The 13,572-nt window shown below is 61.2% G+C and carries 14 protein-coding genes; 9 read left to right on the top strand and 5 right to left on the bottom strand.

The window, feature by feature from the left end; translation table 11 throughout:
* Positions 1-3 precede the first annotated feature (3 nt).
* Positions 4-1,446, bottom strand: coding sequence for a cytochrome ubiquinol oxidase subunit I (locus ACM6HV_RS05175; RefSeq protein WP_041065206.1), 1,443 nt, complete (start codon positions 1,444-1,446; stop codon positions 4-6).
* A gap of 541 nt (positions 1,447-1,987) precedes the next feature.
* On the opposite strand from ACM6HV_RS05175, the gene ACM6HV_RS05170 reads away from it, so the two are divergent.
* The 3 genes from ACM6HV_RS05170 to ACM6HV_RS05160 all read left to right on the top strand — a co-directional run bounded on the left by ACM6HV_RS05170 (position 1,988) and on the right by ACM6HV_RS05160 (position 3,907).
* Positions 1,988-3,226 carry an MFS transporter gene (locus tag ACM6HV_RS05170; RefSeq protein WP_145598305.1) on the top strand — a complete coding sequence of 413 codons (1,239 nt, stop codon included), beginning with the start codon at positions 1,988-1,990 and terminating at the stop codon, positions 3,224-3,226.
* 100 nt (positions 3,227-3,326) lie between these two features.
* Complete coding sequence (locus ACM6HV_RS05165; RefSeq protein WP_121187832.1) at positions 3,327-3,605, top strand: type II toxin-antitoxin system RelE/ParE family toxin; 279 nt, start codon at positions 3,327-3,329, stop codon at positions 3,603-3,605.
* A 14-nt stretch (positions 3,606-3,619) separates the two neighbouring features.
* A complete protein-coding gene (locus ACM6HV_RS05160; protein WP_108183866.1) occupies positions 3,620-3,907 on the top strand; it encodes a HigA family addiction module antitoxin in 288 nt (95 codons plus the stop codon).
* Positions 3,908-3,918: 11 nt separating this feature from the next.
* Here the strand turns inward: ACM6HV_RS05160 and ACM6HV_RS05155 are convergent, their stop codons facing one another.
* Together ACM6HV_RS05155 and ACM6HV_RS05150 are read right to left on the bottom strand one after the other, a co-directional pair.
* Positions 3,919-4,464, bottom strand: coding sequence for a DJ-1 family glyoxalase III (locus ACM6HV_RS05155; protein WP_414903692.1), 546 nt, complete (start codon positions 4,462-4,464; stop codon positions 3,919-3,921).
* Positions 4,465-4,530: 66 nt separating this feature from the next.
* Entirely contained in the window at positions 4,531-4,980 is a 450-nt protein-coding gene (locus ACM6HV_RS05150) for a DUF4879 domain-containing protein (protein ID WP_041065194.1), read from the bottom strand.
* 224 nt (positions 4,981-5,204) lie between these two features.
* On the opposite strand from ACM6HV_RS05150, the gene ACM6HV_RS05145 reads away from it, so the two are divergent.
* The 4 genes from ACM6HV_RS05145 to ACM6HV_RS05130 all read left to right on the top strand — a co-directional run bounded on the left by ACM6HV_RS05145 (position 5,205) and on the right by ACM6HV_RS05130 (position 9,075).
* Positions 5,205-6,500 carry an NCS2 family permease gene (locus ACM6HV_RS05145; protein ID WP_047296708.1) on the top strand — a complete coding sequence of 432 codons (1,296 nt, stop codon included), beginning with the start codon at positions 5,205-5,207 and terminating at the stop codon, positions 6,498-6,500.
* Complete coding sequence (gene trmA, locus ACM6HV_RS05140; protein ID WP_414903691.1) at positions 6,497-7,576, top strand: tRNA (uridine(54)-C5)-methyltransferase TrmA; 1,080 nt, start codon at positions 6,497-6,499, stop codon at positions 7,574-7,576. Before ACM6HV_RS05145 ends, trmA begins: the two co-directional genes overlap by 4 nt.
* A gap of 198 nt (positions 7,577-7,774) precedes the next feature.
* The gene (gene aroQ, locus ACM6HV_RS05135) at positions 7,775-8,224 is read left to right on the top strand and encodes a type II 3-dehydroquinate dehydratase (RefSeq protein ID WP_025108744.1); all 450 of its coding nucleotides are present in this window, start codon (positions 7,775-7,777) and stop codon (positions 8,222-8,224) included.
* Positions 8,221-9,075, top strand: coding sequence for a shikimate dehydrogenase (locus tag ACM6HV_RS05130; protein WP_145598309.1), 855 nt, complete (start codon positions 8,221-8,223; stop codon positions 9,073-9,075). The genes aroQ and ACM6HV_RS05130 overlap by 4 nt, the downstream gene beginning before the upstream one ends.
* A gap of 110 nt (positions 9,076-9,185) precedes the next feature.
* On the opposite strand, the gene ACM6HV_RS05125 is transcribed toward ACM6HV_RS05130, so the two are convergent.
* Both ACM6HV_RS05125 and quiC read right to left on the bottom strand, forming a co-directional pair.
* On the bottom strand, positions 9,186-9,863 hold the full coding sequence (locus tag ACM6HV_RS05125; RefSeq protein WP_041065184.1) for a TetR family transcriptional regulator: 678 nt from the start codon (positions 9,861-9,863) through the stop codon (positions 9,186-9,188).
* Positions 9,864-9,965: 102 nt separating this feature from the next.
* Positions 9,966-11,867 (bottom strand): 3-dehydroshikimate dehydratase QuiC, encoded by a 1,902-nt coding sequence (gene quiC / locus ACM6HV_RS05120; protein ID WP_041065181.1) that lies wholly within the window; start codon positions 11,865-11,867, stop codon positions 9,966-9,968.
* Here quiC and ACM6HV_RS05115 point away from each other — a divergent pair.
* The gene (locus ACM6HV_RS05115) at positions 11,866-12,099 is read left to right on the top strand and encodes a hypothetical protein (RefSeq protein ID WP_414903690.1); all 234 of its coding nucleotides are present in this window, start codon (positions 11,866-11,868) and stop codon (positions 12,097-12,099) included. The genes quiC and ACM6HV_RS05115 overlap by 2 nt on opposite strands.
* 111 nt (positions 12,100-12,210) lie before the next feature.
* Positions 12,211-13,548, top strand: a complete 1,338-nt coding sequence (locus ACM6HV_RS05110; protein ID WP_414903689.1) for an MFS transporter — start codon at positions 12,211-12,213, stop codon at positions 13,546-13,548.
* The last annotated feature ends 24 nt before the right edge of the window (positions 13,549-13,572 follow it).

The raw sequence follows: 13,572 nt of genomic DNA, 5'->3' as shown, positions 1-13,572 counted from the left end.
GAGTCAAATCTCCTTTTCCAGGCTGCGCGGCGAGTCAGCGTCGGCGCCTTCGTCATCGGCGGCGGACAGCGGACGCGCCGGGGTGCGTTTCTGGCCGGGACCCCCTTCGTTGGTCTCCTTGCCTTCGTCGGTTTTCGGCCCTTTGCGCACCAGGCGCATCATGTAACCGAGCCCTGCACCGAACAGCGCGAAATACACCACGACAAACATGATCAGAGTGATGCTCATCTGCATGAAGCTGTGGTTGGAGGACGCATCCGCCGTGCGCATCAGCCCGTAGACCACCCACGGCTGACGACCGATCTCGGTGGTGAACCAGCCGGCGAGGATCGCGATCAGGCCGGACGGCCCCATCCACAACGCCAGATACAGGAACGGGCGTGAGGTGTAGAGCGTGTCGCGCTTGCGCAGCCACAGGCTCCACAGACCGGTAAAGATCATCAGGAAACCGAGGCCGACCATGACCCGGAACGACCAGAACACGATGGTCGAGTTCGGCCGGTCTTCAGGCGGGAACTCCTTGAGCGCCGGCACCTGCTTATCCAGCGAGTGGGTCAGGATCAGGCTGCCGAGGTACGGGATCTCTACGGCGAATTTGGTTTTCTCTTCTTTCATGTCCGGCCAGCCGAACAGGATCAACGGCGTCGCTTCGTTGCCTTTGTTTTCCCAATGGCCTTCGATCGCGGCGATTTTCGCCGGCTGATGCTCGAGGGTATTGAGGCCGTGGAAGTCACCGATGACCGCCTGGATCGGCGCGACGATCAGCGCCATCCACATCGCCATCGACAGCATGGTGCGGATCGCCGGGTTGTCCCTGCCGCGCAGCAAGTGCCAGGCCGCTGACGAGCCGACGAAGAACGCCGTGGCGACGAACGCCGCCGTCGCCATGTGCATCAGGCGATATGGGAACGACGGGTTGAAGACGATCGCCAGCCAGTCGGTCGGGATCACTTGACCGTTGACGATCTCGAAGCCTTGCGGCGTCTGCATCCAACTGTTGGACGCGAGAATCCAGAACGTCGAGATCAGCGTGCCGATCGCCACCATCACCGTGGAGAAGAAGTGCAGTTTGCGTCCGACCTTGTTCCAGCCGAACAGCATCACCCCGAGGAAACCGGCCTCGAGAAAGAATGCCGTGAGCACCTCGTAGGTCAGCAACGGTCCGGTGACGGAACCGGCGAAGTCCGAGAAACGGCTCCAGTTGGTGCCGAACTGGTAGGCCATGACCAGGCCGGAGACCACACCCATGCCGAAGTTCACGGCAAATATCTTCGACCAGAAGTGGTAAAGATCCCGGTAAGTGTCGTTATGGGTTTTCAACCACAACCCTTCAAGCACCGCCAGGTAACTCGCCAGGCCAATGGTGATGGCCGGGAACAGGATGTGGAACGAGATGGTGAACGCGAACTGAATTCGGGCGAGATCGAGTGCCTCTAAACCGAACATAAGTCTTCCTCTGTCAGGTAATACCGGCATTGGGGCTTGTGGCCCCTGCCTACTGCCCCCACGGATATGGAGTGCGGCGAATTCTGATTCGTTCTTTTTTAACAGCCATCGCAACGCAGGGAGTCTGGCCAACGGGCCACCAGAACATGGCCCGGGAGGGTCTTGATCTGGATCAAGCAACGTTAAAAGAGTAGTCCCATTTCCGACGAAGAACGGCGTGGTCGTTTGCCGCGTGACAAGTTGCCTCAGCGCTTGGGCAACGCTCTGAAATACATTCCCAGAACGGCACGACCTGTAGCGAGGGGATTCATCCCCGATGGGCGGCGAAGCAGCCCCCCTCCGATACACACTGCCTTTTGGTCGTGTCGGCAGTTTTCACGACTGCTACGCAGTCGATCGGGGATGAATCCCCTCGCCACAGGGGGATCGGCATCCAGAACGGAGATAGATGTCTGGCTAACTAAATTTTTCGCCATGGCAACTTCCTGTTACAGACTGGTGATAACCTCACCGTTCCGCCCCGAGCCAGACCGTCCTTCAGATGCCCAGCCAAGAGCCCCTGCTGTTACGTCACCATCGTCCATTTCTCGCGTTCTGGTTCGCCCGGATCTTCACCGCCAGTGGCTTTCAGATGCTCACGGTGGCGATCGGCTGGAATCTGTATCAGTTGACCGGCAACGTGCTCGACCTGGGCCTGGTCGGTCTGGTGGAATTCGCGCCACGGGTGCTGTTCATGCTGCACACCGGTCACGTCGCCGACCGCTATGACCGGCGCCGGGTCGCGGCGATCTGCCAGTCATTGCAGGCGTTGATCGCGCTGACCCTGGCCATTGGCAGCGCCACCGATCACGTCACCCGGGAACTGATCTTCATCCTCGCCTTTCTGCTCGGTGCCGCGCGCTCCTTCGAGATGCCGACGACCCAGGCGCTGCTGCCAAGTATCGTGCCCACGGCATTGTTCCCGCGCGCCGTCGCCGCCGCGCAATCGGCGCAACAGTCAGCCACCATCGTCGCCCCGGCACTGGGCGGCCTGCTTTACGCGTTTGGCAGTGTCTGGGTCTACGGCCCGACGGTGTTGCTTTACGTCATCGCCTGCACTTTGATGCTCAACCTGCCCGCGCGACAGACGCCTCTGAACAAAGGCAAAGCCACGCTCGACTCGTTGCTGGCGGGCATCCGTTTCATTCGCAGCCGTCCGGACATTCTCGGGGCGATCTCGCTGGACCTGTTCGCCGTGCTGCTCGGCGGCGCCACTGCGTTGCTGCCGGTGTTCGCCAAGGACATTCTGCTCACCGGGCCGTGGGGCCTGGGCCTGCTGCGTTCGGCGCCGGCGGTCGGCGCGCTGGGGATGTCGCTGTTTCTGGCGCGATTCGCCGTCGAGCGCAATGTCGGGCGCGTGATGTTCACCGCCGTCGGCGTCTTCGGCGTGGCGACCATCGCCTTCGGCCTGTCGACCTCGTTCTGGTTCTCACTGGCGGTGCTGGTGGTGCTCGGCGCGGCGGACATGATCAGCATGGTGATCCGCGCCTCCTTCGTGCAACTGGAAACCCCGGACGAAATGCGCGGCCGGGTCAGCGCGGTGAACGGCCTGTTCATCGGCGCCTCGAATCAGCTGGGCGAATTCGAATCCGGCCTCACCGCACACTGGTTCGGCACCGTCCCAGCCGTGGTGATGGGCGGGATCGGCACACTGGTGGTCACCGGGACGTGGATCAAACTGTTCCCGACCCTGGCCAAACGCGACCGGATGCATGTGCCGGTGGAAGAGGCGAAGGTCTGAGGCACATCAGCCTAATCAACACGCCAAGCACAAATTGATCGAAAAGGTGCGGTACATAGTTACCGCACAAAGTGTAATGTATCGCCTTACACTCGCCGCCATGATCAAATCCTTTCAGCACAAAGGCCTTCGTGGTTTCTATGAAACAGGTTCGACCCGCGGAATTCGCGCCGATCACGCAAAACGGCTGGCGCGTATGCTGCAGTTCATGGATCGCGCAGCACTTCCCGCAGACCTTGATCTGCCGGGTTGGCGCCTGCATCCACTGAAGGGTGAACTGTCCGAATATTGGTCGCTCAGTGTTTCAGGCAACTGGCGGGTTATCTTTCGTTTTGTCGGTTCGGACATCGAATGGGTCGATTATCTGGACTACCACTGACAGGAGGCAGGCTCATGCCCATGCACAACCCGCCACACCCCGGTGAAACGCTGCTCATGGATGTCTTGCCAGAGTTAGGTATCAGCGTGAGTGAATTGGCCCGACATCTGGGCTTCGCCCGCCCTCATCTTTCCCGCGTATTGCACGGCCATGCACCGATCAGCCCGGATCTGGCAGTAAGGCTGGAGCGAGCAGGTATTGGCAAGGCGCGTGTGTGGCTAGGCGTTCAAACCGATTACGATCTGTGGCAAGCAGAGCATCGGGAGCAACCAGCCATTACGCCTATCGCTGCCCACGCCTAAAGCCATCACACCTACATCTCCCCCGCCACTTTCGCCCGCAATGCCTTGCCACCAAGCTGCTCCACCAACATCAGGGCAAAGTCCAGTGCGGCGCCGGAGCCCTGGGCGGTGATGCAATTGCCGTCGACCACCACCGGTTGATCAACAAACGTACAGCCCGACAATTGATGACTGGCACTCGGCAGGCAGGTCATGCGCCGTTGGCGTAATACGCCTGAGGCTTGCAGGGCAATGGCCGGGGCTTCGCCGATGGCGGCGAACAGGCGGCCGGCGCTGGCCTGATCCTTGAGCAATTGTTGCAGCGGCTGATGCGCCGCCAGATGTTGAGAACCGACAGCCCCGCCGGGCAGGACGATCAGGTCAAACGTCTGCGCCAGCACATCGACCAGCATGCCGTCCGCCGTCAGGCGCGTACCGCGTGCGCAGGTCAGCATGCGCCGGCCTTCGATGCTGGCCGCCACCACTTCAATGCCGGCGCGGCGCAGCACGTCGATCAGGGTCACGCTGTGCAGATCATCGATGCCCTCGGCGAGGGTAATCAGGGCTCTAAAGGTCATGGGCGCTATCCGCTGAGTGATCTTTAAAGCGTAGTCAGCTTTGCCCTGCCTGTTTGCTGACAGCCGTTACTTGATGTAAAGCTGGGTCGACATCGTATTGCGTGGCGCGTTGATCGAGGTGTTGCTGAAGCTGAACGTGCCTTCCTGCTTGCCCGCCAGATCGAAGGTATACAGCGAGCCGACCGTTTTGCTGCCGGGGGTGCATTCGGTCAGATTGCCGGTATCGAAAGCGCACACCGGGGCGCGGGTGCCATTCACTTCAAAACCGTCCAGCGTGGCGTGCGGCTGGTTCTGGCCATAGCCGATTTCCAGGACATACACCTTGATGCTCGGGCCGCTGTGATTGCACTGGGTTTGCGGCTGGTTATCGCCAATATCTTCCAGGCCACAGGCCGGCGACTGGACCTTGATCACTTTCACTTCGGTCAACGGTGGCGCCGAGGCTGCCAGCACCGCCGTCGGCCCGGCCATCAGCCCTGCCATTAACCCGAAAGCCTGCATCCAGCGCTTGCCCATGTGATCGCGTTTCCCCGAAAAATTCAGCGCGCAGTATGGCGCAGATAACCCTGCTACAAAACTTCGACGACGTTCGGCACCAACAACCGCCATATTCCTCACGCTGCTGGTATGATGCGCGGCTTTTTCCGGCCCACCACAAATTCCCAGGCGCTTGCGACGGTCTGTGCTTTGCTGTTGAGGTCGATACATTCACGGCGCCACGCGCGCCACGGGGAGCAGACATGCTGGAAAGGCTGTTTCAACTCAAGGCACACAACACCAACGTGCGGACCGAGATTCTGGCGGGCGTCACGACTTTCCTGGCCATGGCCTACATTCTGTTCGTCAACCCGAGCATCCTCGGCGAGACCGGCATGGACAAGGGCGCGGTGTTCGTCGCCACCTGTCTGGCAGCCGCCATCGGCTCGACCATCATGGGCCTGATCGCCAACTACCCGATCGCCCTCGCCCCGGGCATGGGCCTGAACGCCTTCTTCACTTATACCGTGGTCCTGCACATGGGCCACACCTGGCAAGTGGCGCTGGGCGCGGTGTTCATCTCGGCGGTGTGCTTCTTCCTGCTGTCGATCTTCCGCATCCGCGAATGGATCATCAACAGCATCCCGCTGCCGCTGCGCTCGGCGATTGCCGCCGGTATCGGCCTGTTCCTGGCGCTGATCGCCCTGCACAACGCGGGCATCGTGGTCAGCAACCCGGCGACCATGGTCGGCCTCGGTGACCTGAAAGCCCCGGCGCCGATTCTCGCCACCCTCGGCTTCGCCCTGATCGTCGCCCTCGAAGCGCTGAAAGTGCGCGGCGCGGTACTGATCGGCATTCTGGCGGTGACCATCATTTCCATCGCCATGGGCTTCACCCCGTTCGGCGGCGTGACCTCGATGCCACCTTCTCTGGCCCCGACCTTCATGCAACTGGATATCAAGGGCGCCCTGGACATCGGTCTGGTCAGCGTGATCTTCGCCTTCCTGTTCGTCGACCTGTTCGACAACTCCGGCACCCTGATCGGCGTCGCCAAGCGCGCCGGCCTGATGGGCAAGGACGGCCACATGCCGAAAATGGGTCGTGCACTGATCGCCGACAGCACCGCGGCGATGGCCGGCTCGCTGCTGGGTACTTCGACCACCACCAGCTACATCGAATCCGCTGCGGGCGTGAGTGCAGGCGGCCGTACCGGTCTGACAGCCATTGTTGTGGCGATCCTGTTCCTGCTGGCGCTGTTCTTCTCGCCACTGGCGGCCAGCGTTCCGGCGTTCGCCACCGCTCCGGCGCTGCTGTTCGTCGCGGTGCTGATGACCTCGGGCCTGGCGGAAATAGACTGGGAAGACATCACCGTTGCCGCACCAGTCGTGGTCACCGCGCTGGCGATGCCGTTCACTTACTCGATCGCCAACGGCATCGCCTTCGGTTTCATCGCCTGGACCGTGATCAAGCTGCTGTCGGGCCGCGCCCGTGAGCTGAACCCGGCGCTGGTGATTCTGTCGATTCTGTTCGTGATCAAGTTGGGTTGGTTCAACGCATGACATTCGATTCCCAGGCCTACGCCACTCAGCTCGAAGACAAGGTCACGCGTTTGCGTGACCTGCTGGCCCCGTTCGATGCGCCAGAGCCGACCGTGTTCGACTCGCCGCTGCAGAACTTCCGCCTGCGCGCGGAATTTCGCCTGTGGCGCGAGGCCGGTGAGCGGCACTACGCGATGTTCTCCCAGGACGACAAACGCACGCCGATCCTGATCGAAGAGTTCCCGATTGCCAGCCTGCGCATCAACCAGTTGATGCCGCAGCTCAAGGCCGCGTGGCAAGCCAGCGCGGCGCTGAGCCACAAGCTGTTCCAGGTGGAATTCCTCACCACCCTGGCCGGCGATGCAATGATTACCCTGTGCTATCACCGTCCACTGGACGAGCACTGGCATGCGGCCGCGTCGAAGTTGGCGGCTGATCTCAACGTCAGCGTCATCGGGCGTTCCAAGGGCAAGCGCGAAGTGATCGGCCACGATTACGTGGTGGAGAAACTCGACGTCGGCGGTCGCACCTTCAGCTACCGTCAGCCGGAAGGCGCGTTCACCCAGCCCAACGGCACGGTGAACCAGAAAATGCTCAACTGGGCCTACGAAGCACTGGGCGATCGTCCTGACGATCTGCTGGAGCTGTACTGCGGCAACGGCAACTTCACCCTGCCGCTCGCCACCCGCGTGCGCAACGTGCTGGCCACCGAGATCAGCAAGACCTCGGTCAACGCCGCACTGAGCAACCTCAGCGAAAACGCTGTGGATAACGTCACGCTGGTACGTCTGTCCGCCGAAGAGCTGACCGAAGCACTCAACGAAGTGCGCCCGTTCCGTCGCCTGCAGGGCATCGACCTGAAGAGCTACGAGTTCGGCAGTGTGTTCGTCGACCCGCCGCGCGCCGGCATGGACCCGGACACCTGCGAACTGACCCGGCGCTTCGACAACATCCTGTACATCTCCTGCAACCCGGAAACCCTCGCGGCCAACATCGCCCAACTGCACGACACGCACCGCATCACCCGCTGCGCGATGTTCGACCAGTTCCCATGGACACATCACATGGAGTCCGGGGTGTTGCTGACCCGGCGTTGATGGCGAATGCCGGATACGAGAAAGCCGTCGTGATTGACGGCTTTTTTGTGGGTGCAGTTTCTTGATCTGTGCGATCACCGAACATAAAACGTCGGAGGCAACGCCGTTCAATTGACCATGGTAACCATCTGGTACATTTTACCTCCACAGGCTGAAACCCTCAGCCCAAGCCAAAAACAATAAGTGGAGTTTGCCCCCATGCCCCCTATCGTTCTGGTGCTCAACGGCCCGAACCTGAACCTGCTCGGCACCCGTGAACCGGCAACCTACGGTCACGAAACCCTGGCTGATATTTCTGCTCTGTGCGGGCGCGCCGCCGAAGAATTCGGCCTGGCCGTGGAGTTTCGCCAGACCAATCACGAAGGCGAACTGCTCGACTGGATTCACGCGGCACGCGGCCGTTGCGCCGGGATCGTGATCAACCCGGCAGCCTGGACGCACACCTCGGTGGCGATCCGCGACGCCTTGGTCGCCAGTGAGTTGCCAGTGATCGAAGTGCATCTGTCCAACGTGCATGCCCGCGAGCCATTCCGCCATCACTCGTTCGTCTCGGCCATCGCCACGGCGGTGATGTGCGGCTTCGGCAGCCATGGCTATCGCCTGGCCCTGGAGCATTTCAGTCAGCGACTGAAGGGGCGCGCAGCATGACCCGTAAACCGGTAATACTGGCTGGCCTGATCGGCGCGGGCATTCAAGCCTCGCGCACGCCAGCCCTGCATGAACACGAAGGCGATGCCCAAGGCTTGCGCTATCTGTATCGGCTGATCGACCTCGATCAGTTGCAACTCGACAGCAATGCCCTGCCCGACTTGCTGCAAGCCGCCGAACGGATGAACTACACCGGCCTGAACATCACCTTCCCGTGCAAGCAGGCGATCATCCCGCTGCTCGACGAACTGTCGCCGGAAGCCCGCGGCATCGGCGCGGTCAACACCGTGGTGCTCAAGGACGGCAAACGCATCGGCCACAACACCGACTGCCTGGGTTTTGCCGAAGGTTTTCGTCGCGGCTTGCAAGATGTCGCCCGTGAGCGTGTCGTGCAGATGGGTGCCGGTGGCGCAGGCGCGGCGGTGGCCCATGCGCTGTTGAGCGAAGGCGTGCAGCAACTGAGTATTTTCGACGTCGATCGCGAGCGCGCCGAGAGTCTGGCGAACAACCTCAACCAGCATTTCGGCTCAGGTCGCGCGGTGGCCGGGCGCGATCTGCCGGGTACGCTGAATCAGGCCGATGGTCTGGTGAACACCACGCCGATGGGCATGGCCAAACTGCCGGGCATGCCCGTGCCGGTGGAGTTGCTGCGCAAGGAGTTGTGGGTCGCGGAGATCGTGTACTTCCCGCTGGAAACCGAACTGCTGCGCAACGCCCGCGCCTTGGGCTGCCGCACGCTGGACGGCGGCAACATGGCGGTGTTTCAAGCGGTGAAGGCGTTTGAGCTGTTCAGCGGCGTGGTGCCGGATGCGCAGCGCATGCTGGCGCATTTTCAAAGCATGAACGGCTGAACGACCGCCGTTGTGGGAGCGAGCCTGCTCGCGAAAGCGGTGTGTCAGCTAACAGATGCATCGACTGACAGTATGCTTTCGCGAGCAGGCTCGCTCCCACAGGAACAGTGTCACGGCTGCAAGTAGCGCAACACCGATTCGCAGATCATCTCGCGATGACGCTGCTTGATGCTTTCGTCCGGCAGATCGATCTGAAAGATCTCACCGAAGGTGTGGCGGTTCGAGACGCGGTAGAAGCAGAACGAACTGATCAACAGGTGCACATCCAGCGCGTCGAGTCCGGCGCGGAAGACGCCCTCCTCGGCACCGCGGCGCAAAATCTCGCCCAGCGAATCGAGGATCGTATTGTTCATCGCCTTGATCGCGTCCGAACGCTTCACGAATTCGGCGTTGTGGATGTTTTCGATACAGACGATGCGCACAAAATCGACGTTGCGGTCGTGGTGGTCAAAGGTGAACTCCACCAGTCGGCGGATCGCCACCACTGGCGGCAACTCGGCCAGGTGCAGGCGGTTTTCGGTGCTGCGGATATCGCCGTAAAGCTTCTCCAGCACCTCGACGTACAACTGCTCCTTACTGCCGAAGTAGTAATAGATCATGCGTTTGGAGGTATGGATACGCTCGGCGATTGCGTCAACGCGGGCACCGGACAAACCCTGCTGGACGAACTCGACGATCGCCTCCTGCAGGATGTTCTCGCGGGTCTTTTCCGGGTTGTTCTTGCGACTCTTGCGCGGCTCGATGCCGGATACGACGGAGGCGGCGGGGAGTTCTGAAGTCATTGTCATTGCGGGCTCACGGCCATCACTGCACAGGTGGGCGATTATGGGCCGCGCTGCACAGTGAAGGAAGCCACGCGGCCCGTGTTTAATCCCGCGTTTACGAAATTCCTACAACTTCGCCTGGCGCACCGCGCCGCTGCGTGATTTGGCCATCGCCGCCAGACGTACCGCGACGTTCGCCGCACCATAACCGGCATAGCCGTTTTTACGCTGGATGATCTCGAAGAAGAAGCGTCCCTCGAACGGCTCGGTATAAACGTGGAACAGCTCACCGCCCTGGGCATCGCGGTCGTAGAGCACGTTGTAGTACGCCAGTTCGCTGAGGAATTCATCGTCGAAATCGAAGCGCGCAGCGAGGTCGTCGTAATAGTTGAGCGGGATATCCAGCAACGGCACGCCAGCCTCTTTGGCGCGGCTGACTTCAGCGAAGATGTCGTCACAATCGAAGGCGATGTGATGCACACCGGAACCGCGATAACTCGACAATGCGTGAGAGATCGCGGTATTGCGGTTCTCCGAGATATTCAGCGGCAAGCGGATCGAACTGTCGCGGCTGCGCAACGCGCGGCTCTTCACCAGCCCGTACGGATCAGGCAGCACCACTTCATCGTCGGCCTCGAAATCCAGCAGGCTCTTGTAGAACAGCACCCAACTGTCGAGGCTGTCGGCCGGCAACGCCATGGCCATGTGGTCGATGCGCTTGAGGCCGCCACGGGCCTGAGCGTTCGGCAGCAGATTGAAGTCGGTGCCATAGACATCCGCCGCTTCGTCCACCAGATAAATCAGGCTGCCGTCCGGTGCACGCACCGCGGCCAGTTCCAGTTCGTTGGGGCCGACCAGGCCGCGATAGGGCTGGCCCTTGTAGGCGACGGCGCGGGCCAGGGCGCTGGCGCTGTCCTTGACCCGCACGGCGGTGGCGCACAGCGACGGGCCGTGCGCCTCAAAGAAACTGTGGCCGAACGAATACGGTTCGGCGTTGAGGATCAGGTTGATATCGCCCTGACGCAGCAGGCTCACGCTCTTGGAGCGATGCTGCCCGGCCTTGACGAAGCCCAGGCGCTCCAGCCAGTTGCTCAGTTTGGCGCCGAGGCTTTCGTCGACAGCGAATTCAAGAAACTCAATGCCGTTGTACTCGCTGGCCGGCGGCGTTTCGAAGAGGATCTCGCGGTTGGCCACCGGCGTTGGTTGCTGCTCCAGCCGCTGACGGGTCTTCTCTTCCAGGTACAACAGCGAACGCAGACCATCGGCGGCATTCGCTCGAGGTGGCGCGGCGCGGAAGCCGTCGTTGAAAATTTCCAGCGACAACGGGCCGGTGTAACCGCTTTGGATGATCGGTGCGAGGAAGCCCGGCAGATCGAATTCGCCCTGCCCGGGGAAGCAACGGAAATGCCGGCTCCACTCCAGAACATCCATGGCGAGGATCGGCGCGTCGGCCATTTGCACGAAGAAGATCTTGTCGCCGGGAATGTCGGCAATCGCGCTTGGATCGCCTTTCAACGACAAGGTGTGAAAGCTGTCGAGCAGCACGCCGAGGGCCGGGTGATCGGCCTGGCGGACGATGTCCCAGACCTGTTGATACGTATTGACGTGCCGGCCCCAGGCCAGCGCTTCATAGCCGATGCGCAACCCGCGCGCGCCGGCCCGTTCGGCCAGCAAGCGCAGGTCATCGACCAGAATCTGCCGGTCGCCGACGCTGTCTGCCGAGGCGTTGCTGCAGACCAGCACCAGGTCGGTGCCCAGCTCCTGCATCAAATCGAACTTGCGCTCGGCCCGCTCCAGATTGCGCGCCAGCCGATCTCGGCGGCAGCCTTCAAAATCGCGGAATGGCTGGAACAGGGTGATGGCGATCCCCAGGTCAGCGCACATCTGCCTGATTTCCCGCGGACTGCCGTCGTAATACAGAAGATCGTTCTCGAAAATCTCGACGCCGTCGAACCCGGCGGCGGCAATGGCTTCGAGCTTTTCCGGCAGGGTGCCGCTCAGGGAAACGGTGGCAATGGAACGCTGCATGTTGCTACTCCCGATGGGGATCGTCTTGTCACGCGCCTCTGTAGGAGCTGCCGAAGGCTGCGATCTTTTGATCTTCACAAACAAAGATCGCGGCCTTCGGCAGCGCCTGCAGAGGTACGTTTTTTATCGTGAGGAAATTATTGGCTGCATCGTCTTCAGCAGCAATTTAAAGTGTACCAGCCGGTTAGTTTTGCGTGCGATTATCGAACACTATGGCGTTTCGGCGAATTGACGATTTTTCGTCCACTGCCCACCATCGACTTCACATTGAGTCCGGAAATGAACCTTCGGTCGCAGTGCGTGCAAACAACACCACATAACAAATTCAAAAACGGGTGGAACAATGATTCCTTCACAGACTTCCCGCATGGCTCCGGCCATGAGCACTGCCACGGGTGGCATCGGCGACAAGATCCGCGGCGCCATGGCTGTCGGCAAGACCCGTTGGGGCATGCTGGCGCTGGTGTTTTTCGCCACGACCCTGAACTACATCGACCGCGCAGCCCTCGGCGTCATGCAGCCCATTCTTGCCAAAGAAATGAGCTGGACGGCGATGGATTACGCCAACATCAACTTCTGGTTTCAGGTCGGCTACGCGATCGGCTTCGTCCTGCAGGGACGCCTGATCGACCGGGTCGGCGTGAAGCGCGTGTTCTTCTGTGCGGTGCTGCTCTGGAGCCTGGCCACCGGTGCCCACGGTCTGGCGACGTCGGCCGTCGGCTTCATGGTCTGCCGGTTTATCCTCGGCCTGACCGAAGCGGCCAACTACCCGGCCTGCGTGAAAACCACGCGCCTGTGGTTCCCGGCCGGTGAACGCGCGGTGGCCACCGGTATCTTCAACGCCGGGACCAACGTCGGCGCCATGTTCACGCCGATGCTGCTGCCGCTGATTCTCCACGTCTGGGGCTGGCAGGCAGCGTTCCTGTGCATGTCGGCACTGGGCGGGATCTGGCTGCTGTTCTGGGGCTTGAAATACTTCAACCCGGAAGACCATCCGAGCGTCAAACAGTCGGAGCTGGAATACATCCAGAAAGAAGTCGAACCGCAACAGGCCCGCGTCCCGTTCTCACGCATCCTGCGCATGCGCGGCACCTGGGCGTTCGCCCTCGCCTATTCGCTGACGGCGCCGGTGTTCTGGTTCTACCTGTATTGGTTGCCGCCGTTTCTCAACCAGCAATACAACCTGGGCATCAACGTCACTCAGATGGGTATTCCGCTGATCATCATCTACGTGACAGCCGACTTCGGCAGCGTCGGTGGCGGCATTCTGTCTTCGTTCCTGATCGGTCGCGGCATGAACTCGATCAAGGCGCGGCTGCTGTCGATGTTCCTGTTCGCCTGCTGCATCATCGGCGTGATCATGGCCGCCGGTTCGAGCAACCTGTGGGTCGCCGTCGCGGCAATCTCCCTGGCGATCGGCGCGCATCAGGCCTGGACCGCGAACATCTGGAGCCTGGTGATGGACTACACGCCCAAGCACATGATGAGCACGGTGTTCGGTTTCGGCGGCATGTGCGCAGCGATTGGCGGAATGTTCATGACCCAGATCGTCGGCCACATCCTGACCGTCACCAACAACAACTACACGGTGCTGTTCACGCTGATCCCGGCGATGTACTTCATTGCGCTGACCTGGATGTACTTCATGGCACCGCGCAAGATTCCTGACGTCAGCGAGTAACCGGCCTACCCCTCCCCTTGTAGG

The organism is Pseudomonas sp. IT-P260 (assembly GCF_949768395.1).
GTDB lineage: Bacteria > Pseudomonadota > Gammaproteobacteria > Pseudomonadales > Pseudomonadaceae > Aquipseudomonas > Aquipseudomonas parakoreensis.
The sequence above is the reverse complement of the archived record's forward strand: the minus strand, read 5'-3'. Positions and strand labels throughout refer to the sequence as shown.